Source organism: Amycolatopsis speibonae (assembly GCF_042647925.1).
Lineage (GTDB): Bacteria > Actinomycetota > Actinomycetes > Mycobacteriales > Pseudonocardiaceae > Amycolatopsis > Amycolatopsis speibonae.
Window position 1 is genome coordinate 1 of the sequence record NZ_JBHRWK010000024.1, and the last position, 18,797, is coordinate 18,797.

General features: G+C 67.2%; 19 protein-coding genes, 1 tRNA gene and 1 pseudogene. 12 read left to right on the forward strand and 9 right to left on the reverse strand.

Translation table 11 applies throughout. The annotated features are described in order from the left end of the window. Positions 1 to 274 (forward strand): annotated as a pseudogene (locus ACFOSH_RS17520) (IS701 family transposase); the annotation flags it as partial. Between the two features lie 24 nt (positions 275 to 298). Here ACFOSH_RS17520 and ACFOSH_RS17525 read toward each other — a convergent pair. Beyond that, a complete protein-coding gene (locus tag ACFOSH_RS17525) occupies positions 299 to 1,024 on the reverse strand; it encodes an SDR family NAD(P)-dependent oxidoreductase (protein ID WP_378239994.1) in 726 nt (241 codons plus the stop codon). Between the two features lie 31 nt (positions 1,025 to 1,055). On the opposite strand from ACFOSH_RS17525, the gene ACFOSH_RS17530 reads away from it, so the two are divergent. Continuing rightward, the gene (locus ACFOSH_RS17530; RefSeq protein WP_378239995.1) at positions 1,056 to 1,577 is read left to right on the forward strand and encodes an isochorismatase family protein; all 522 of its coding nucleotides are present in this window, start codon (positions 1,056 to 1,058) and stop codon (positions 1,575 to 1,577) included. A 3-nt stretch (positions 1,578 to 1,580) separates the two neighbouring features. After that, positions 1,581 to 1,973 carry an NUDIX hydrolase gene (locus ACFOSH_RS17535; RefSeq protein ID WP_378239996.1) on the forward strand — a complete coding sequence of 131 codons (393 nt, stop codon included), beginning with the start codon at positions 1,581 to 1,583 and terminating at the stop codon, positions 1,971 to 1,973. Positions 1,974 to 1,976: 3 nt separating this feature from the next. Here the strand turns inward: ACFOSH_RS17535 and ACFOSH_RS17540 are convergent, their stop codons facing one another. The 3 genes from ACFOSH_RS17540 to ACFOSH_RS17550 all read right to left on the reverse strand — a co-directional run bounded on the left by ACFOSH_RS17540 (position 1,977) and on the right by ACFOSH_RS17550 (position 4,340). After that, positions 1,977 to 2,615 carry an LppU/SCO3897 family protein gene (locus tag ACFOSH_RS17540; RefSeq protein ID WP_378239997.1) on the reverse strand — a complete coding sequence of 213 codons (639 nt, stop codon included), beginning with the start codon at positions 2,613 to 2,615 and terminating at the stop codon, positions 1,977 to 1,979. A gap of 82 nt (positions 2,616 to 2,697) precedes the next feature. After that, the gene (locus ACFOSH_RS17545; RefSeq protein ID WP_378240202.1) at positions 2,698 to 3,291 is read right to left on the reverse strand and encodes a TetR family transcriptional regulator; all 594 of its coding nucleotides are present in this window, start codon (positions 3,289 to 3,291) and stop codon (positions 2,698 to 2,700) included. A gap of 98 nt (positions 3,292 to 3,389) precedes the next feature. Continuing rightward, positions 3,390 to 4,340 (reverse strand): acyl-CoA desaturase, encoded by a 951-nt coding sequence (locus tag ACFOSH_RS17550; protein ID WP_378239998.1) that lies wholly within the window; start codon positions 4,338 to 4,340, stop codon positions 3,390 to 3,392. 174 nt (positions 4,341 to 4,514) lie between these two features. Here ACFOSH_RS17550 and ACFOSH_RS17555 point away from each other — a divergent pair. From ACFOSH_RS17555 to ACFOSH_RS17575, 5 genes are all read left to right on the forward strand, one after another. Then, positions 4,515 to 4,586 (forward strand) — tRNA-Gln (locus tag ACFOSH_RS17555). 43 nt (positions 4,587 to 4,629) lie between these two features. Next, positions 4,630 to 6,378, forward strand: a complete 1,749-nt coding sequence (locus ACFOSH_RS17560) for a GGDEF domain-containing protein (protein WP_378239999.1) — start codon at positions 4,630 to 4,632, stop codon at positions 6,376 to 6,378. A gap of 44 nt (positions 6,379 to 6,422) precedes the next feature. Beyond that, positions 6,423 to 7,910 (forward strand): bifunctional UDP-N-acetylglucosamine diphosphorylase/glucosamine-1-phosphate N-acetyltransferase GlmU, encoded by a 1,488-nt coding sequence (gene glmU / locus ACFOSH_RS17565; protein ID WP_378240000.1) that lies wholly within the window; start codon positions 6,423 to 6,425, stop codon positions 7,908 to 7,910. Further along, positions 7,907 to 8,887 (forward strand): ribose-phosphate diphosphokinase, encoded by a 981-nt coding sequence (locus ACFOSH_RS17570; RefSeq protein WP_005155717.1) that lies wholly within the window; start codon positions 7,907 to 7,909, stop codon positions 8,885 to 8,887. Before glmU ends, ACFOSH_RS17570 begins: the two co-directional genes overlap by 4 nt. Before the next feature lie 129 nt (positions 8,888 to 9,016). After that, positions 9,017 to 9,886, forward strand: a complete 870-nt coding sequence (locus ACFOSH_RS17575) for a TIGR03621 family F420-dependent LLM class oxidoreductase (protein ID WP_378240001.1) — start codon at positions 9,017 to 9,019, stop codon at positions 9,884 to 9,886. On the opposite strand, the gene ACFOSH_RS17580 is transcribed toward ACFOSH_RS17575, so the two are convergent. Beyond that, positions 9,880 to 10,497: an NAD(P)-dependent oxidoreductase gene (locus tag ACFOSH_RS17580; RefSeq protein WP_378240002.1), complete on the reverse strand. Its 618-nt coding sequence runs from the start codon at positions 10,495 to 10,497 to the stop codon at positions 9,880 to 9,882. The two genes, ACFOSH_RS17575 and ACFOSH_RS17580, sit on opposite strands and share 7 nt — an antisense overlap. Positions 10,498 to 10,593: 96 nt before the next feature. After that, positions 10,594 to 11,715, reverse strand: a complete 1,122-nt coding sequence (locus tag ACFOSH_RS17585; protein ID WP_378240003.1) for a hypothetical protein — start codon at positions 11,713 to 11,715, stop codon at positions 10,594 to 10,596. Positions 11,716 to 12,055: 340 nt separating this feature from the next. Here ACFOSH_RS17585 and ACFOSH_RS17590 point away from each other — a divergent pair, with 340 nt between their 5' ends. From ACFOSH_RS17590 to ACFOSH_RS17605, 4 genes are all read left to right on the forward strand, one after another. Next, on the forward strand, positions 12,056 to 12,667 hold the full coding sequence (locus ACFOSH_RS17590) for a 50S ribosomal protein L25/general stress protein Ctc (protein WP_378240004.1): 612 nt from the start codon (positions 12,056 to 12,058) through the stop codon (positions 12,665 to 12,667). Positions 12,668 to 12,677: 10 nt separating this feature from the next. Beyond that, positions 12,678 to 13,274, forward strand: coding sequence for an aminoacyl-tRNA hydrolase (gene pth, locus ACFOSH_RS17595; RefSeq protein ID WP_378240005.1), 597 nt, complete (start codon positions 12,678 to 12,680; stop codon positions 13,272 to 13,274). Positions 13,275 to 13,433: 159 nt separating this feature from the next. Continuing rightward, complete coding sequence (locus ACFOSH_RS17600) at positions 13,434 to 13,793, forward strand: DivIVA domain-containing protein (RefSeq protein WP_378240006.1); 360 nt, start codon at positions 13,434 to 13,436, stop codon at positions 13,791 to 13,793. Then, positions 13,793 to 14,122 (forward strand): DivIVA domain-containing protein, encoded by a 330-nt coding sequence (locus tag ACFOSH_RS17605; protein ID WP_378240008.1) that lies wholly within the window; start codon positions 13,793 to 13,795, stop codon positions 14,120 to 14,122. Before ACFOSH_RS17600 ends, ACFOSH_RS17605 begins: the two co-directional genes overlap by 1 nt. 65 nt (positions 14,123 to 14,187) lie before the next feature. Here the strand turns inward: ACFOSH_RS17605 and ACFOSH_RS17610 are convergent, their stop codons facing one another. From ACFOSH_RS17610 to ACFOSH_RS17620, 3 genes are all read right to left on the reverse strand, one after another. Next, the gene (locus ACFOSH_RS17610; RefSeq protein ID WP_378240009.1) at positions 14,188 to 15,879 is read right to left on the reverse strand and encodes a fatty acyl-AMP ligase; all 1,692 of its coding nucleotides are present in this window, start codon (positions 15,877 to 15,879) and stop codon (positions 14,188 to 14,190) included. Between the two features lie 51 nt (positions 15,880 to 15,930). Next, on the reverse strand, positions 15,931 to 17,703 hold the full coding sequence (locus ACFOSH_RS17615) for an ABC-F family ATP-binding cassette domain-containing protein (RefSeq protein WP_378240010.1): 1,773 nt from the start codon (positions 17,701 to 17,703) through the stop codon (positions 15,931 to 15,933). A 67-nt stretch (positions 17,704 to 17,770) separates the two neighbouring features. Continuing rightward, positions 17,771 to 18,736, reverse strand: a complete 966-nt coding sequence (locus ACFOSH_RS17620; RefSeq protein ID WP_378240011.1) for a 4-(cytidine 5'-diphospho)-2-C-methyl-D-erythritol kinase — start codon at positions 18,734 to 18,736, stop codon at positions 17,771 to 17,773. Positions 18,737 to 18,797: the final 61 nt, after the last annotated feature.

An 18,797-nucleotide genomic window follows, 5' to 3' on the forward strand; every position in this document is an offset into this window, starting at 1 on the left:
CCGACGCTGGACCTCCTGGCACCGCTGGACGGTCATGGCGATGCTCGCGCACGCCTTCCTTGCCGTTGTGGCGTGCACCGAACGAATTCCAGAACCGGTGCCGGTCGGGTGGATCTCGTTGACCTGCAACGAAATCCACCACCTGTTCACCACACTCATCAGCCCTCCGGTGCTCGATGCCGCACACCGGCTCCGTTGCTCGAGGTGGCGCAGACGCCACCAATACCGCGCCCAGCAAGGCCACTACCAGCGACAATCGACCCACGAACCATGACCATCACGAACTACGGCTGGAGTACTAACGGCCGAGGTACGCACCGCCGTTGACGTGGACGACCTGGCCGGTGACGTGCCGCGCGGCCGGGCTCGCCAGGAAAGCCACCACTTCGGCGACATCGGCGGGCTCGCCGGCGCGTTTGGTGAGGGTGTTCCCGATGAGCCAATCCCGACGCTCGTCCGATAACTTGCCCTGGAAGAACTCGGTGTCCCCGACCAATCCGGGTGCGACGATGTTCGAGGTGATCCCCCGCGGCCCGAATTCCCTTGCCACGTCGACGTTCCACGCCTCCAGCGCGGCCTTGGCTGCACCATAGGAACCGGCACCGGTGCGCGCGGCGATGGAGCCGATAGTGACGATCCGCGCGTCGTCGGCGAACCTTTCCCGCAAGGCGCGGGTGACCAGGACGGCGCTGAACACGTTCGCGTCCAGATTGGCCTGCCAGTTCGCGGCGAACGCTTTCAGGTCTTCGGCGGGCCCGTTCCGGAAATCGCTGTTCCCGCCCGCGTTGTTGACCAGGACGTCGACGCGCTCCGGCAGTTCGGCCAGCGCCCGCTCCACCGCGGCCGGATCGGCCGCGTCGAACGGAACCGGATTCGCGCCGAGCAAGGTGGCCGCCTCGGTGAGGACCTGTTCGCGGCGGCCGGTGATCGTCACCCGATCGCCTCGCGCGGCGAACGCCGCCGCGACCGCGTACCCGATTCCCGTTCCGCCGCCGGTGATCACGACTTCCCTGTGCTGAACCATCGGGTCAGCTTAGGCACACTAGGCTCCCGCCATGACGAAGATCGACCCGTCGACGACGGCACTCGTCCTGATCGACCTGCAGACGCGGATCGTCGCGCTGGAGACCACACCGATCGAAGGCACCGAAGTCGTCGCGAACGCGGCCCTGTTGCGAGACGCTTTCAGCGCGGCCGGCTCGCCGATCGTCCACGTGCGGGCGCACCGGCCGGACGTCGACGAGCAGCCGCCCGGCAGCGAACTGGTCGCCGAACTGACCCCCCGCGAAGGTGAACACCTGATCACCAAGCACACGATCGGCGCGTTCTACGGCACCGGACTCGACGAACTCCTGCGCGGGCTCGGCGTGAAGACGCTGGTGCTCGGCGGGATCGCCACGGAATACGGCGTCGAGTCGACGCTGCGGGCCGCGATCGACCACGGCTACGACACCCTCGCCGTTTCGGACGCGATGGCCGGCATCGCCGCGATCTCCCATGAATCGGCGATCACGAAGGTCTTCCCGCGGCTGGGCGAAGTGCACACGACCGCCGAAACCGCCGCGGCGCTGGGCTGAACCATGATCGACAAGATCGCCTGGCTCCACCTGGTGGACTGCCGGATCCTGAGCACCCGCTCGCGCGGCAAGTCCGTGTTCTATCTGCCCGGCGGCAAACGCGAACCCGGCGAAAGCGACACCGAGACGCTGGTCCGGGAGATCCGCGAGGAACTGACCGTGGCGATCACTCCGGCGAGCGTCGCGCCCGCCGGAGTCTTCGAAGCGCAGGCCGACGGGCACGCGCCGGGGCTCGTGGTCCGCATGACCTGCTACACCGCCGAGTTCAGCGGAACACTCGCGGCCAGCAGCGAAATCGGGGAAGTCGCCTGGCTCGGCTACGAGGACAGGGACCGGGTCTCCGCGGTGGACAAGATCATCTTCGACCATCTGCGGGAGACCGGCCTCCTGCGCTGACGCCTACTTCTTGAGATCGTCCAGGCACAGCACCCGCGACTGCGGAAGCGTGCCGCCCGACCGCTGCCACTGGATCTTCTCGTCGGTCGACGGCACCTGGGTGCACACCGTGCTGCCGTCCACAAGGAACGTCGAGCTCTTCTCGATAGCGAGGACCTTGTACCGCGCTGTCGCGCAGTCCTCCTTCGTGAGCTTCTTCGCGTCGACTACGCCGTCGGGAAGGCAATCGCCGACGGCCGGAGCCCGCTCGCCCGGGTTCTTCAGGTCTTCCAGGCAGAGCAGGGTTCCGTCACTGGCTCCCTTCTTCCCTTGGAAGAAGTACGCGTCGGTCGTCGGGTAGTCGTCGCATTCGGATCCACCCGAAAGCTTAAGTCCGATTTCCGACTTTTTATCCTGTTTTCCGACGACCTTGAAGTTCGCGTCGGGCGTTCCGCATTCGGCGTTCTTGACGCTGTCCACGTTGTCGACGCTGCCCTTGAGACAGGCGCCGACCTCGGTGCTCGACGCCGTGAACGGATTCGCGACGAAGAACGCGATCACGGCGACGACGACGAAGATGCCCAGCCGGATGACGGGCTTCAGCCACGTTTTCTTCTTCTGCGGCAACATCTGTTCCACAGCGGGCGCGGGATAGTTTTCCACGGTGCTTCCCCCAGCTTGATGATCTCTTCGGGGGACCTAGCGCTCATCGGCCGGAAAACGTTACTGCCGCGCGACGCAGATCTCAGTACAGCCGCAGCTTGGGCTTGTGCTCCAAATTGGACAGACCGTTCCAGGCGAGATTCACCAGATGCGCGGCGACCTCGTCCCGCTTCGGTTTGCGGGCGTCGAGCCACCATTGCCCGGTCAGCGCGACCATCCCGACGAGCGCCTGCGCGTACAGCGCGGCCAGCTTCTCGTCGTAGCTCCGCGCGGCGAACTGCTGCGCGAGGATGTGCTCGACCTGGCTGGCGATGTCGTTCAGCACCGTGGAGAATGTGCCCGTCGAACTCGCGACCGGCGAATCCCGCACCAGGATGCGGAAGCCGTCATGCGAGTCCTCGACGTAGGAGAGCAGCGCGATCGCCGCCTGCTCCAGCATCACCCTCGGGTGTCCACCGTGGAGAGTGGAGACCATCCTGTCGAGCAGGAGCTGCGTCTCGCGGTCCACGACGACCGCGTAGATGCCTTCCTTGCCGCCGAAGTGTTCGTACACGACCGGTTTGGAGACGTTCGCGCGATGCGCGATCTCCTCGACGGAGGTGCCCTCGAAACCCTTCTCCGCGAAAAGGGCTCTGGCGACGTTGAGCAGTTGCTGCCTGCGCTCGCTCCCCGTCATCCGCACCCGGGCCACCGGAGCGACCGGACGCGCTCCGGTGACCGCTTCACGTTTGGTTCGCCGTCTCCCCGCCATTGCAGAAGACTAACGTGACCTCGCTATTTGCTTTCGGTGGCGATGCGGGCGAGGCGCTGCGGGGTCGGCCAGCGCACGTCATAGGCCCAGCCGAACTTCTCGAAGATCCAAATGAGCCGCGCGGAAATGTCGATCTGGCCGCGTTGCACACCGTGCCGCGCCGAGGTCGGATCGGCGTGGTGCAGGTTGTGCCACGACTCGCCGAAGGAGAAGATCGCCAGCGGCCAGAAGTTGGCCGACTTGTCGCGGGCGGCGAACGGGCGCTCACCGATCATGTGACAGACCGAGTTGACCGACCAGGTCACGTGGTGCAGCACGCAGACACGCACCAGCCCGGCCCAGAAGAACGCGGTCACCGCGCCCCAGAACGACCAGGTGATCAGCCCGCCCAGGATCGCGGGCAGCACCAGGGTGAGCAGGCTCCACAGCCAGAACAGGTCGTCGACCTTCTTGATGGCGCGGTCCTTCATCAAGTCCGGCGCGAACCGCTCGGCGTTGCTCTGGTCGCGCTCGAACAGCCAGCCCATGTGCGCGTGCCAGAAACCCTTGGCGATGGCGAGCGGCGTGGTCCCGAACAGCCACGGCGAATGCGGGTCGCCGTCGCGGTCGGAGAAGGCGTGGTGGCGCCGGTGATCGGCGACCCAGGTGATCACCGGGCCCTGGACGGCCATGCTGCCGGCGATCGCCATCACGACGCGCAGCCACGGCTTGGCCTTGAACGAGCCGTGCGTGAAGTAACGGTGGTACGAGACGGTGATACCGAGTCCGCTGATCGCGTAGAAGACTACGAAGATGCCGACGTCGACCCAGGTCAGTCCCCAGCCCCAGGCGAACGGGACGGCCGCGAGCAGCGCGGCTAGCGGGAAGATGACCCCGAGATAGACCGACAGCTGCACGGCGCTCGATCGCTGTCCGTCGGTTACCGGCTTGGGGCCCTTCGCGGGCTTCTGAGAACGGTCGAGGGTAGCCGTCATGCAGTCACTTCTTTTCTACGCGCAACCCTTGAGGGTTTCCCTAAGGGTGACCTTACCTACGATGCCGTAAGTTACGGTACAGGAGGTTTCGTCCCCTGTGGAGTGCCCGCGACTGTGAGGCAACCCCCGGGCGCACGTGGACGTCTCCGGCATGGCTATTCTGACCAGGATCGATCCGCCGTAGTGTAATCGGCAGCACTTCAGATTTTGGTTCTGACAGTTCAGGTTCGAATCCTGGCGGCGGAGCAGACGAACAGATGACCAGCGGCGTTTTCAACGGTGGGGGTGTGTGCGGCTGACCGAGGACGCGACGACCAGTGGCAGGCGGCCGGCGCTTGCGGAGATGTCCGACGCCTGGCTCCACGGTCGCGCGCGCGAACTCGGTGCGGCCATCCAGCGCGTCACCTTCGCCGAGCAGCTGGACATCGTCACCAGTCTCGACGAACTCCTCGACGAGACGCAGCGCCGCGGCGAACCGCTGCTGGTCGCCCAGCTGCTGCGGTACTCCGCGATGGCGAGGCTGGTCACCCGCGGTCTCGCCGCCGAAGCCGAACCCAGGCTCGACGAGATGCTCGCGCACACCAGGCGGCACGGTCTCGCGCTGATGCGGGCCGACGCGCACGCCATGCGCGGCCGTCGCCTGGTGATCGCCAAACAGGAGGACGCCGCCCTCACCGAGATCGCCAGGGCACTGGCCATCCTCGACGACTCCGCGGTCCCCGACCGCCAGGTCGGCAGGCGCAACTGGGACAGGATGCTGTCCACGACCCTGGTCGACTGCTGGCTGGTGCTGAACCAGCTGGGCGTCTACGAGGCGGCCGAGGAGGCCATCGCCCGCGCCGCGCAGGCCATCCGCGACAGCGCGAGCCCGCACGAGATCGCGCTCCAGCTGATCAACCGCGTCAAGATGCTGCTGGGCTGGGGCCTGCGGCTCGAACGGATCGAGCGGTACGACGAGGGAGCGGACAAGTTCCGCACCGCGGCGTCGATGGCGCAGGCCGCCGAAGGCCCGTTCACCGAGTCGCTGTTCCCGCGCAAGGCCAACCTGCCCGCGATCGACCAGGTCGGCGTGCTCGCCGCGGCGGCCGCGCTGGCGTCGCCCGATTCGTCGCATATCGAGCGGCTGAACTCGCTGCTGCATCCGGAGCTGGTGTTCCCGCACGAACGCGAGATCATCGCCATCGCGCTGGCCCGCTGCCTGGACAACGAAGGCCGCCGCGAGGACGCGCTGCAGGTGCTCAAAGAGGTCCGCGAGGACAACGAGGAAGGTTCACTGCCGTCGATGCGACTGAACCTCGCCCGTGAGCTGGCCAGGCTCGACACCACCCCGGACTACGCGTCCGGGGCGAGCCAGTCGCTGATCGACTACGCGACCATCCTGGAAACGGAGATGTGGTCGCTGCGGGAATCGCAGATCGCCACGCTCAACGCGCGCCGGGAGCACGAGCGGCTGTCCGCCGAGCACGGTGCGATCACCCAGCAGGCCCTGCAGGACCCGCTCACCGGGTTGCCGAACCGGCGCGCGCTCGACGAAAAGCTGCGTTCGCTGGCGTCGTCCGCGGACGCCCAGCCGCTCGCGGTCGCGCTGGTCGATCTTGACGGTTTCAAAGATGTGAACGACAAGCAGTCGCACGCCGAGGGCGACAACGTGCTCCGTGTCATCGCGAGCACGCTGCGCGACGCCCTGCGCGGCGACGACGTCGTCGCCCGATACGGCGGAGACGAGTTCATCGTGCTTCTACCTGGGGCTCCGGCCTCGGCGGCGAAGCAGGCGCTGGGCCGTTCTGTGAATGCCGTCGCATCTCTGCCGCACCATCTTTCGCACGGCGTCACCCTCTCCGTCGGCCTGGTTTCGCTCCGCCCGCAGGAGCGGGCCGAACAGGTCCTGGCACGCGCCGATGCGGCCATGTACCAGGCGAAACGCGGCGGCGGGAACCAGGTCTCGTCGGTGAACTCGATGGCCATCGATCCGGTGACCGGATGGCCCGGTGAGGATGCTCCGACCGACCCCGCGTGGGACGCCGAGCAGCCCACGTAGGATCAATGCCCGACAACCACCGTTGGTGAAATGTTGGGAGTGCCGTGACCGGCCCGCTGAGCACGTTGATCCTCGCCGCGGGTGAGGGCACCCGTATGCGCTCGTCCATCCCGAAGGTGCTGCACCCGATCGCCGGCCGTCCGCTGGTCGAGCACGCGGTGCGGGCCGCCGCGGGACTGAGCCCGGAACACCTGGTCGTGGTCATCGGCCACGGTCGCGACTCGGTCGGCGCGCGGCTGGCGAAGGTCGGCGAGGCGCTCGGCCGCGAGGTCGTCACGGCCGTCCAGGAGGAGCAGAAGGGCACCGGGCACGCCGTCTCGTGCGCGCTCTCGGCGCTGCCCGCCGGGCTGACCGGCACCGTCGTCGTCAGCTACGGCGACGTCCCGCTGCTCGACACCGAAACGCTCGCTTCCCTGGCCGCCGAGCACACCTCGACCGGCAACGCGGTCACCGTGCTGACGGCGGTAGTCGAGAACCCGACCGGCTACGGCCGGATCATCCGCGACGAAAACGGCGTCGTCACCTCGATCGTCGAGCAGAAGGACGCCACCCCCGAACAGCACGAAATCGCCGAAATCAACTCCGGCGTCTACGCCTTCGACGCTTCCGTTCTGGTCGACGGGCTTTCGAAGCTATCGACCGACAACGCGCAGGGCGAGCTCTACCTCACCGACGTCCTCGGCATCGCGCGCGGCGACGGCAAGGGCGTCGGCGCGCTGGTCATCGACGACCCGTGGGTGACCGAAGGCGTCAACGACCGCGTTCAGCTCTCCGTCCTCGGCGCCGAACTGAACCGCCGGATCGTCCGCGGCTGGCAGCGGGCGGGCGTCACCGTCGTCGACCCGGCGAGCACCTGGATCGACGCGGGCGTGACCCTGTCGCGCGACGTCGTCATCGAGCCCGGTGTGCAGCTGAAGGGTTCGACCTCGGTCGGGGAAGGCACGCAGATCGGCCCGGACAGCACTCTGGAGAACGTCTCCATCGGCGCGGGCGCGTCGGTCGTGCGGACGCACGGTTCGGATTCGGAACTGGGCGACGGCGTGAAGGTCGGCCCGTTCACCTACCTTCGTCCCGGCTCCAAGCTGGGGGCAAAGGGCAAACTCGGCGCTTTCGTCGAGACGAAGAACGCGGACATCGGCGCCGGGACGAAGGTTCCGCACCTTACCTACGTCGGCGACGCGACCATCGGCGAAAACAGCAACATCGGGTGTTCCAGCGTTTTCGTCAATTACGACGGCGTGCACAAGCACCACACCACGATCGGCTCCCATGTGCGGCTCGGCGCGGACAACACGTTCGTCGCCCCGGTGACCATCGGCGACGGCGCCTACAGTGGGGCAGGCACCGTGATCAGGCAAGACGTGCCCCCGGGCGCGCTCGCCGTGTCCACCGGGCCGCAGCGCAACATCGAAGACTGGGTGACCCGGCGCAGGCCGGGCACACCCGCGGCGGAAGCAGCTTCCGCCGCGAAGCAGGACACCACCGCCGTGTCCGATTCAGCTAAGGGAAACGACGGGGAGTCGCCAGCATGAGCTCGAAGTCCGGAACACCGAAGAAGAACCTGATGCTCTTTTCCGGGCGCGCGCACCCGGAACTCGCGGAAGAGGTGGCCAAGCACCTCAACGTGTCGGTCGTCCCGCAGACCGCGCACAACTTCGCCAACGGGGAGATCTTCGTCCGGTTCAACGAATCGGTGCGCGGGACCGACGCGTTCGTGATCCAGAGCCACCCGGCGCCCATCAACGAGTGGGTGATGGAGCAGCTGATCATGGTGGACGCCCTCAAGCGCGCGAGCGCCAAGCGGATCACCGTGATCATGCCGTTCTACCCGTACGCGCGGCAGGACAAGAAGCACAAGGGCCGCGAGCCGATCTCCGCGCGCCTGATCGCGGACCTGTTCAAGACCGCCGGCGCCGACCGGATCATGACGGTCGACCTGCACACCGCGCAGATCCAGGGCTTCTTCGACGGCCCCGTCGACCACCTGCTCGCGCAGAACGTGCTGGCCGCGCACATCAACAAGACCTACCAGGACGAGAACATCACCGTCGTCTCGCCGGACTCGGGCCGGGTGCGGCTGGCCGAGAAGTGGGCGGCGCAGCTGGGTGACCGGCCGATCGCCTTCATCCACAAGACCCGCGACCCCGACAAGCCGAACCAGGCCGTCGCCAACCGCGTCGTCGGCAAGGTCCGCGGTCAGCTGTGCGTGCTGATCGACGACATGATCGACACCGGCGGCACGATCGTGAAGGCCACCGAGGCCCTGCTCGACGAAGGCGCGTCCGACGTCGTCATCGCCTCGACCCACGGCATCCTGTCCGACCCCGCCACCGAGCGGCTGTCGAACTGCAAGGCGCGCGAGGTGATCGTCACCAACACGCTGCCGATCCCCGAGGAGAAGCGGTTCCCGGGCCTGACCGTGCTGTCCATCGCGCCGCTGCTGGCGCAGGCCATCCAGCAGGTCTTCGAGGACGGGTCGGTCACGTCCCTCTTCGACGGCAACGCCTGATCTCAGCGGAGCAGGGGACCTTTGCTCTCACTCTCTTCCGGAGAGTGAGAGCAAAGGTCCCCTGCTCCGTTTTCGGCTCCTCGCGAAACGGCGCGCGCCGGGCAGCCCGGGGTGGCTAGGTTTCCGTCCATGGGGAAATTCAAGTTCGGCGTGAACCTGTGGGGCGCCGAGAACCGCGAAGACTGGATCGCGAAGTGCCTCCGTGTCGAGGCCCTCGGCTACGACGTCATCTCCGTGCCTGATCACCTCGGCCCGGGCCGGAACGCACCCTTCCCGGCACTGACCATGGCCGCCGCGGTGACCCAGCGGCCGCGCGTAGGCACTCTCGTCTCCAACGTGCCCTTCTACAACTTCGCGCTCTTCGCACGCGAAGTCGCCACGACGGTGAAGATGACGGGCGACAGGCTGGACCTCGGTCTCGGCTCCGGTCACATGAAATCGGAATTCGACGATGCCGGCCTGCCGTGGACCCCGGCCAAGGAACGCATCGAGTACCTCACCAAGAGCCTTGACCACCTGCGCGAACACTTCGAGCGCGAAGGGATCACACCTCCGCCGTTGCTCCTCGCGGGCAACAGCGACGGCGTGCTCTCCCTCGCCGCCCGCCAAGCCGATATCGCCGGTTTCGCGGGCCTCCGCCAAGCGCCGGGGAAGCCGCCGGGCACTTTCCAGCTCGACGACGCCGAGCGCCTGGACGAACGCGTCGCCTTCTTCCGTTCACACGCGAACGGCCGGGATCCCGAGCTGAACATGCTCGTCCAGCGGGTCGTCGTCACGGACGACCGGCGCGCGGCCGCCGGGTCCTGGTATGAAGAGGACCCGGACGGCCTCGATGTGGACAAGCTGCTCGAAACGCCGCAGTTGCTTTTCGGAACGGTCGACGAGATCGTCCGGCAACTCCGGGAACGCCGCGAGCGGTACGGCTTCTCCTACATCACGGTGTTCGAACCGATGCTGGAAACGTTCGCGCCGGTCGTGAAGGAACTGTCCGGTCAGTAAGCGACGCAGAAACGCTGACGGCGGCGCTCCGGCTTGTCGATCTCGTCGACGAACGCGATCGCGTAGTCGGCGCCGCTGACCTTCGACCGGCCGTTCTCGTCGGTCAGAAGCACGTCGCCGCCGAGCCTGAAGTCGCCGGTCCGCTCACCCTCGGCCCACGCGCCGAACTCGGCGGCCGGGCTGAGGTAGAACCAGTCGACGTCCTCGGGAAGCTTCCGGAACGCTTCCAGCACTTCGGCGTGCGCTCCCGCTTCGCCCTTGTACTCGTCCGGGAACTCGGGGGTGTCGATCAGCCGCGGCCCGTCCTCGGCCACACGCAGGCTGCCGGCGCCGCCGACCACGCCGATCCGCGCGCCGTTGTCCTTCGCGACCTGAGCGATCGAGGGCACCGCGTCGAGCAGACCGCTCTGCCCGTGAACCGCGATCACCAGGACGTCGGCGCCCTTGGCTGCCTCGGCGAGGAAAGCCTCGTCGTAGAGCGACCCCGCCTTGGTCCCCTCACCTTCGGCGTTCCTCGACACCGCCAGGACCTCGTGGCCGCGGCCGCGCGCTTCCGAGGCGATCTTCCCGCCCGCGTACCCGGTTCCTCCGAACACAACCAACTTCGCCATCACGTTTCTCCCTTTTCATCGGCGACTACGCCGATGCTATGAACGGGAGATCGACTACTTCAACGTATGTAACGCACCCGTGGGTGAGCGTGCAGGTCAGCCACCCAGCGTGGCGAACTCGGACTTGAGCTTTTCGCGGACGCCGTCGACATCGACCGGAACCCGGACTTCTCCGCGGGCCGCCGGCTTCGCCTGCACCTGGTAGCTGGCGTTCCGATTCGGCAGCCTGAACTTGACCTCGCAGGACATGCTCGTCGTGGTGTCCGGCGCCGCGTTGGCGTCCGCCGTGCAGGTCTGCGCGCCGAGCGACTGGGCGGTGAACTCGACGGTCAGCGTCAGGTGCACAGGTGTCCCGTTCACCCCACCGATGACGGTGTTGGCCACGTCGATGGTCGCCCGGCAGCTCCCGACGAAGTCCGTGCAGTCCAGTTTGTCGTTGACCACACTGACACTGACCTGGGTGAGCGCGTCGAACGGCTGCCCGACCCCGCCGATCGCGCCGTCCAGATCGGTCTGAAGTTTCTTGAGCTCGTCCCCGGCGAGCGGCTCGACCCGCATCTCGGCACCGAGGGTCTTGCCGCCCGCCGCGTCGACGAGGGAAGGCGCGAAACTGACGACACGATGTGGTGCCGCGGTGGTCACCCTCAGCGTCCCGAGCCCGCTCCCGACGTCGTAGACCTCGATCCCGTCGGGCAACTTCGACTTGACCGGATCGGTCAGCGGATTCATCGCGGACACCGCGGTCCGGAGCGTCGACGCGGCCTTGCGCGGGTTGAGCACCTCGACGGCGTTCACCGGCAGGTCCGAGCTGTCGGTCCGGACCCAGTTGGTGCCGTACAGCTCGCTGTTGCCGAGCCCGTGCGCCTTCCAGTACTCCGGCGTCGCCGCGACGTACAGCTGCTTGTCGGCTGAGATGACCTGGATGGTCTGGCCGTCGACGGGAAGGGCGCCATGAGCGCTTCCGTTCCGGGTGATCCGGAACTGCACTTCGGCGGGTTTGCCCGAGACATCCTTGATTGTCGACTTGTAGACAACCGCAGATGCCTGCTCAAGCGCCTTCAACGCGCTTTCGACGGCGCCACGCTGCTCGGCGCGCCGATCCACCCGCTGCTGCTCGGCCGGCGAGATCCCCGCCGCCCCGTCGATCGCGACGTCACATCCGGCCACGAGGCAGCACAAGGCGGCGATCGCGCCGATCCTCATCCGTCGTGCCGGCATTCCGCCCCCTGTGTTCTCGTGTGCGAGGAGATCTCACCTTAGAAAAGGGGTCGCGCACCACCGCATCCGCGGGTTCCCGAAGCAGCTGTCACCGACTTGTCACCTGAACGAGCCACCCGGCGGAACCCCTGCGCGAGCGGTTGGTCTACACTTTCCCGGTCTCGGCGAGGCGGGTTCCGTGAGCACCTGGTGCCCGACGTGATCGACGCGGCGGCTTGAGTGGCCACACGCGATCGAGCACGCCTGTGGAATTCGCCGCCGAACACCAGAACGCCCCGAACCATCCCCACCTCAGCATGCTTTCGCTGAACATGTTGGTGAATTGAAGGAGTGCTACACCGTGTCCGAGGTAAGCCTGTCCGTCGAGCCCCGCACCGAATTCGGCAAGGGTGCCGCGCGTCGCACGCGTCGCGCCGGCAAGATCCCCGCGGTGCTGTACGGGCACGGCTCGGACCCGCGCCACTACGCCCTGCCCGCCCTCGAGTTCGCCCGCGTCGTGCGTGAGAACGGCAGCAACGCCGTCATCACCCTCGAACTCGAGGGCAAGAGCGAGCTGGCGCTGACGAAGACCATCGTCGTCCACCCGCTGAAGAACTACATCGAGCACGTCGACCTGCTGGTCGTCATTCGCGGCGAGAAGGTCACCGTCGACATCCCGGTCGTCGTCACCGGCACCGCGGGCCCGGGCACCCTGGTCACCACCGACCTCGACTCCCTCACCATCGAGGTAGAGGCGCTGCACATCCCCGAGCAGGTCGAGGTCTCCGTCGAGGGCATCGCCGCCGGCACCCAGATCCTCGCTTCGCAGGTCGCCCTGCCGCAGGGCGCCACCCTGGTCACCGACGCCGAGGCGCTGGTCGTCGCCGTCAACGAGGCGCCGTCCGAGGCTTCGCTCGAGGGCGAAGAGGGCGGTGCCGAGGCGGAGGCGACTCCCGCCGAGGCCGCCGAATAAAGTCACTCGTGTGACTGAAGCAGTACTTCCCGGGGCCGGCGAGCAGATCCTGCTCGCCGGCCTTGGCAATCCCGGCCCCCAGTACGCGGGCAACAGGCACAACGTCGGCTTCATGGTGCTCGACGAGCTCGCCGGCCGCGTCGGCGGCAAGTTCAAAGCCCACAAGAGCGGCGCCGAAGTCCTCGAAGGCAGGCTCGCGGGCCAGCGGGTGGTCCTGGCCAAACCGCGCTCGTACATGAACCTCTCGGGCGGCCCTGTCGTCGGCGCGGCACGGTTCTACAAGATCCCCCCGGCCGGCGTCGTGGTCGTCCACGACGAGCTGGACGTCGATTTCGGCGCGCTCAAGATGAAACTGGGCGGCGGCGACAACGGTCACAACGGCCTCCGCTCGATCACCAAATCCCTGGGCACGAAGGACTACTACCGCGTCCGTTTCGGCGTCGGCCGTCCTCCGGGACGGCAGGATCCGGCGGATTTCGTGCTGAAAGACTTCTCCACGGTCGAACGCAAAGAACTCGCTTTCGAGATCGATCGTTGCGCCGACGCTGTTGAAGCGCTTATCAGCACAGGCCTCGTCGCGGCCCAGAACACCTTCCACGCTGGGTGAATCCGCTCACATGGCAGTGCGTTACAACTCGTCACTCGAAGGCGTTTCACCACGCCCCTGATCGAGTCGTGGAATAGCGCGAACTCTTCCGGGGAACTCTCAAACCCGTTAGGACGGAATGCGGAGATCGCATTCCCCACCGAAACCGGAGAGAGTTTCATGTCGTTTACGGCCGAAGAGATCACCGGCGCCACTTTCCCGAACGCCCCGATCGGGCGGCGCGGATATGCCAAACACGAGGTCGACGCGTTCCTGGAGCGGATCGCGGACACGATCTCGGACCGGGACGACCTGACGGCCGCCGAGGTCCACCACGTCATGTTCTCGCGCCCGTTGATCGGGAAGCGCGGCTACGACGAACGCGAAGTCGACGACTTCCTCGACAAGATCGAGGAGCAACTCGCCCACCGGACCGGCCAGCAGGTGCTTCACGTGCCCGGCGCACGTGAAGAGGACGAGGCGACCGCCGAACGCGCCGTTCCGGACCGCGGTCCCGTCGAGTTCCTGCGGGAGCGCTAGTGCCCGTCACCGCGTTCGAGGCGAGAACCCGGCAGTTCGACCGTGCGCCGATCGGCGCACGGGGCTATCACGAACCCGCGGTCGACGCCTTCCTCGAACGGGTCGCGGCGACGCTCGACGGCGACGACGACCTGTCGGTTTCGGACGTCCACGACGTGGCGTTCGCCAAAGCGCCGCTCTCGAAAAGAGGCTACGACCCGGCGGCGGTCGACGCGTTCCTCCGAGACGTCGAGGGAACGCTGGCCGGACTCTCCCAATCCGCCGACTACCACATCGCGCCGGCCTTGGAGCACACCCATAGCCGTAAGCCGCTCTGGCGACGCCGCTGACGCACGGGGAGGTGCCGCGAAAGGGGCCGGAGCCCGCGGTATTCGCAGGTTCCGGCCCCTTCGTGTCAGCTCGTCGCCGCGTTCTTGGCGATCTTGTCCGCGAACTGGATGGCGGTCGCGGCCCGCTTCACTTTGCCCGAGGGCGTCTTGGGCAGGCTTCCCGCCGGAAGCACCACGACCGCGAAGGGCCGCATGTCGACCGCGCCACGCACCTTGGCCGCGACCTCCTTCGCCAGCGACTTCTCCGTTTCCGGGTCTCCGGCGAGTTTCGATTCGACGACGACCGCGAACCGCTCCCGGCGGCTGCCGGCATCGATCCGGACGGCAACGGCGTTCCCCGCCCGGACGCCCTCGACCGAGGTCGCCGCGCGTTCGATATCGGTCGGGTACAGGTTCCGGCCACCCATGATGATGACGTCCTTGCGTCGGCCGCAGATCACGATCATGCCGTCGATCAGGTAGCCGAGGTCGCCGGTGAGCAGCCAGCCGTTGTCGTCCTGCGTCGCGAGTGGACCTTCCATAGTCAGGTACCCGGGCGTCACCGCCTCGCCGCGCAGGCGGATCTCCCCGACCTGGCGTTCTCCGAGAGCAGTGCCCTGGTCGTCGACGATCTCGGCCTCGAGCCCGTCGAGCGGAGGCCCGAGCACCGCGAAGGACCGAACTTCGTCGGTCCCGCGCCGCGGGTCGTCTTCAGGAACCGGGACCGCACGGTTGTCCGCCTCGAGCGCGTCGGCTTCGACGACGTCCAGCGTCAGTCCGGTGAACAACGGCGCGAACGAAACCGCGAGGGTCGCCTCCGCCATGCCGTAGGCCGGGAAAACGCATTCGGCGGGCATCTTGAACCGTGCCCCCGCCTCGACGAACGTCTGCACGGCCGTTTCGTCGATCGGCTCGGCGCCGTTCAACGCGATCCGCAGCTTCGAGAGGTCGTACGCGTTGTCGTCGTCGACGCGGGCCATCCGCCTGCCCACGATCGCGTAGGCGAAGTTCGGCGCGGCCGTGGTCGTGCCGTTGTACTTGCTGATCAGCTGCGGCCAGATCAAGGGTCCCGAGAGGAACTCGAGCGGCGTGATCTTGACGAGTTCGACGCCGAACGTCATCGGGACCGTCAGGAAGCCGACCATCCCCATGTCGTGGAAGGTGGGCAGCCACGACACCATCACGTCGACGTCGAAATCGAACTCGGCACGTTCGACCATCGCCTTGACGTTCGAATACAGGTTTCCGTAGGTGATCTGAACGGCCTTCGGATCGGCCGTCGACCCACTGGTCAGCTGCAGGAGCGCGGTGTCGGATTCGGCCGTCGGCACGGGCTCGGCCAGCGGTTCGGCCTCCAGCAGCTCGGTGATCACCTGAAAGGCGATTCCGTGCTCGGCGAGTACCGGCGCCAGCTGGTCGAACGGCTCACCGAGCAGGACCAGGCCGGACCCGATCATCCGCAGCACGCGAACCGTGTCCTCGGCCCATTCGGCGAGGTCGGTGCGCTGGGTGGGCTGGTGCAGCATCGTCACACTGCCACCGGCGAGCCAGACCGCCTGAACCGTCGGCGCGATCAGCGACGGCGCCGCGGCCAGGACCGCCACCGCCTTGCCGGGCTCAAGCCCGGCCTTGACCAGTCCCCCGGCCACCCGCTTGGCCTGCTCGTGAATCTCGGCCCAGGTACGCCGAACCGGCTCCTTGGGCTCCCCGGTGACCATTCCCCGCTGCTGACCTCGCCCCGCCGCGGTGGCGACGAGCGTGTCCACGAACCGACTCATGCGCGTCACAGTACTGTCCGCGCTGGAAGACCCGCTCACCGTCAGGTGAACTCACTCGATCGCTTCGGAGGTCTCGAGCCACTGGGCCTCGACCTCCTCCTTCTCCGTTTCGACGGCCTTCAGTTCGGTGTTGAGCTCGATGAGCTTCTTGGGATCGGTCGCCGCCGCGAGCAGTGCCGCGTGCAGCTTCTCCTCTTTCGCGTGCAGCTGGTCGAGCTTGCGCTCCAGGCGGGACAGCTCCTTCTGCGCCGCCCGCTGTTCCGCGGCGCTCTTCTTGGGCGCGGACGCCTGCCCGTTGCCCGGCTTCCGGTCGCCTCTCGCCTTCTCGAGGCTTTTGACGCGCCGGTCCAGGTACTCGTCGATGCCGCCCGGCAGATGGGTCACCTGCCCGTCACCGAACAGGGCGACGATCGTGTCGCAGACTCGCTCCACCAGATACCGGTCGTGCGAGACGACGACGAGGCTGCCCGGCCACGAATCGAGCAGATCTTCCAGCTGCTGCAAGGTGTCGATATCGAGGTCGTTCGTCGGTTCGTCGAGCAGCAGCACATTGGGCTCGGCCATCAGTAGCCGGCACATCTGAAGACGGCGCCGTTCACCACCGGAAAGGTCTTCGACCGGCGTCCACTGCCTCGACGCGGGGAACCCCAGCTTTTCGGCCAGCTGCGAAGCGGAGAGCTCCTGCTTGCCGAACACGACCCGTCCTGAGATCTCTTCGATCGCCTGCAGCACACGCAGATCGCCCGGCAGATCGTCGAGCTCCTGCCGTAGGTGCGCGAGGCTGACAGTCTTTCCCTGGATGCGTCGCCCCGTCTCGGGCTCCTTGTCACCGCCGAGCAGCTTGAGCAGCGTCGTCTTGCCCGACCCGTTGACACCGACCAGGCCGATCCGATCGCCTGGCCCGATCCGCCAAGTGACGTGATCGAGCAAAGTGCGGTCGCCGACGGTCAAAGTGGCGTCCTCGACCTCCAGCACGGTCTTTCCCAGCCGTCGACGGGCGAACGCCTGCAGTTCGACCGAATCACGCGGCTCCGGCACGTCGGAGATCAAAGCCTCCGCAGCCTCGACGCGGTAGCGCGGTTTCGAGGTCCTGGCCTGCGGGCCGCGACGCAGCCACGCGAGCTCTTTACGTGCCAGGTTCTGTCGCTTCTCTTCGGCCGTCGCCGCCAGCCTCGCCCGTTCGGCCCGCGCGAAGATCCAGTCCGCGTAGCCGCCTTCGTACTGCTCGACACGACCGTTGGTGACCTCCCACGTCACACTCGCGACCGTGTCGAGGAACCACCGGTCGTGGGTGACGACCACGACCGCGATCTTGCGGTTGAGCAGATGGTCCGCGAGCCAGCGCACACCTTCGACGTCAAGGTGGTTGGTCGGCTCGTCGAGGACCACGAGATCCAGTTCTCCGGTGAGAGCGGCCGCCAGCGCCACCCGGCGGCGTTCACCACCGGACAGGTTCGCCGTCGCTTTTTCCACGCCGAGAGCGGTGATTCCCAGACCATCCATAATGGACCTGACTCGTGCGTCAGCGGCCCACTCGTGCTCCGCCCCGTAGCGCTCCAGCACGACATCACCGACCGTGCTGCCGTCGGGGAGCTCCGTCCGCTGCGTGACCACGGCCATCCGTAGACCGCGAACTTGACTCACACGTCCCGTATCCGGCTCACTGATCCCCGCGAGGACCTCCAGCAGCGTCGTCTTCCCGCCCCCGTTGAGACCGACGACGCCGATGCGCTGTCCTTCCGCCACACCGAGCGAAACACCGTCGAGCAGCGGGCGCACCCCGAAGGACTTGCTCACCGACTCCAGGTTGACCAAGTTGGCCATGCCTCAGCCGATCCTTTCCAAAAAGCTTGCACCACAACGAATTAGTCGATGTCCATTTCGGACACCCTTACGCGTGCACCCGGGGCGGCGCCGGCCGCGGCGCGTCGTCCCCGCCGACCAGCCGGGCCCCGGGAACCGGCCCGTGCGCGACGCGCACCGTGCGACAGACCCCCGCACCGGACAACTCCGCGGCGACCTCGACGGCGGATTGGGCATCCGCGCACAGGAAAGCGCAGGTCGGCCCGGACCCGGACACGGTGCCGGCGAGCGCACCCGCGTTGACTCCCGCCCGCAACGTGCGGCGCAGTCCCGGTCGCAACGAGACAGCGGCCGCCTGCAGGTCATTGCCGAGAAGCAGCGCCAGCTGCCGCGGATCACCGGACGCCAGTGCCTCGACCACAGGAGTGTGCGAACCGATCCGCGGCGGGCTGCCTTCTTCACGCAACCTGTCCAGCTCGCCGAACACCCGCGGGGTCGAAAGACCACGCTGGTCGAAGGCCAGCACCCAATGGAACGTATGCCTCGACAAGACCGGCACCAGCTGCTCACCCCTGCCGGTGCCCAACGCTGTCCCACCGTAGAGCGCGAAGGGAACATCGCTGCCGAGCTTCGCGGCGATACCCGCCAGTTCATCTCGGGAAATGTCGAGTTTCCAGAGCGATGCCAGGCCCACCAGGGTCGCGGCCGCGTCGGCGCTGCCACCGGCCATCCCGCCCGCTACCGGGATTCCTTTGCGAAGCACCACCCTGATCTTGGACTCGCCGTCCGCTTTGCCGACGTGCGCCGCCAGCGCCTGTGCCGCCTTCCAAGCGAGGTTGTTGGCCCCTGTCGGTACTGCCCCTTCGCCTTCGCCATAGACCTCGACGCCGGGGTCCTCGGTGATCGCGACGGTCACCTCGTCGGTCAGGGAAAGCGCCTGAAACACGGTCACCAGCTCGTGGTAGCCGTCCGGGCGTACGTCACCGACCGCCAGGTGCAGGTTGACCTTGGCGGGAACCCTGACGGTTACTGGGGGCGGTACGACGGCGAGCACGACTCAAGCCTACGTGGCCGCTCCACTTGTGCCGCCATCAGGAGAAAAGGAACAGGGCGAG

Excerpts from the sequence above, each read along its gene's own strand:
- ACFOSH_RS17525 (WP_378239994.1), bottom strand. The coding sequence starts at position 1,024 with ATGGTTCAGCACAGGGAAGTCGTGATCACCGGCGGCGGAACGGGAATC.
- ACFOSH_RS17530 (WP_378239995.1), top strand. The coding sequence starts at position 1,056 with ATGACGAAGATCGACCCGTCGACGACGGCACTCGTCCTGATCGACCTG.
- ACFOSH_RS17535 (WP_378239996.1), top strand. The coding sequence starts at position 1,581 with ATGATCGACAAGATCGCCTGGCTCCACCTGGTGGACTGCCGGATCCTG.
- ACFOSH_RS17545 (WP_378240202.1), bottom strand. The coding sequence starts at position 3,291 with ATGACGGGGAGCGAGCGCAGGCAGCAACTGCTCAACGTCGCCAGAGCC.
- ACFOSH_RS17550 (WP_378239998.1), bottom strand. The coding sequence starts at position 4,340 with ATGACGGCTACCCTCGACCGTTCTCAGAAGCCCGCGAAGGGCCCCAAG.
- ACFOSH_RS17570 (WP_005155717.1), top strand. The coding sequence starts at position 7,907 with ATGAGCTCGAAGTCCGGAACACCGAAGAAGAACCTGATGCTCTTTTCC.
- ACFOSH_RS17575 (WP_378240001.1), top strand. The coding sequence starts at position 9,017 with ATGGGGAAATTCAAGTTCGGCGTGAACCTGTGGGGCGCCGAGAACCGC.
- ACFOSH_RS17580 (WP_378240002.1), bottom strand. The coding sequence starts at position 10,497 with ATGGCGAAGTTGGTTGTGTTCGGAGGAACCGGGTACGCGGGCGGGAAG.
- ACFOSH_RS17585 (WP_378240003.1), bottom strand. The coding sequence starts at position 11,715 with ATGCCGGCACGACGGATGAGGATCGGCGCGATCGCCGCCTTGTGCTGC.
- ACFOSH_RS17600 (WP_378240006.1), top strand. The coding sequence starts at position 13,434 with ATGTCGTTTACGGCCGAAGAGATCACCGGCGCCACTTTCCCGAACGCC.
- ACFOSH_RS17610 (WP_378240009.1), bottom strand. The coding sequence starts at position 15,879 with ATGAGTCGGTTCGTGGACACGCTCGTCGCCACCGCGGCGGGGCGAGGT.
- ACFOSH_RS17615 (WP_378240010.1), bottom strand. The coding sequence starts at position 17,703 with ATGGCCAACTTGGTCAACCTGGAGTCGGTGAGCAAGTCCTTCGGGGTG.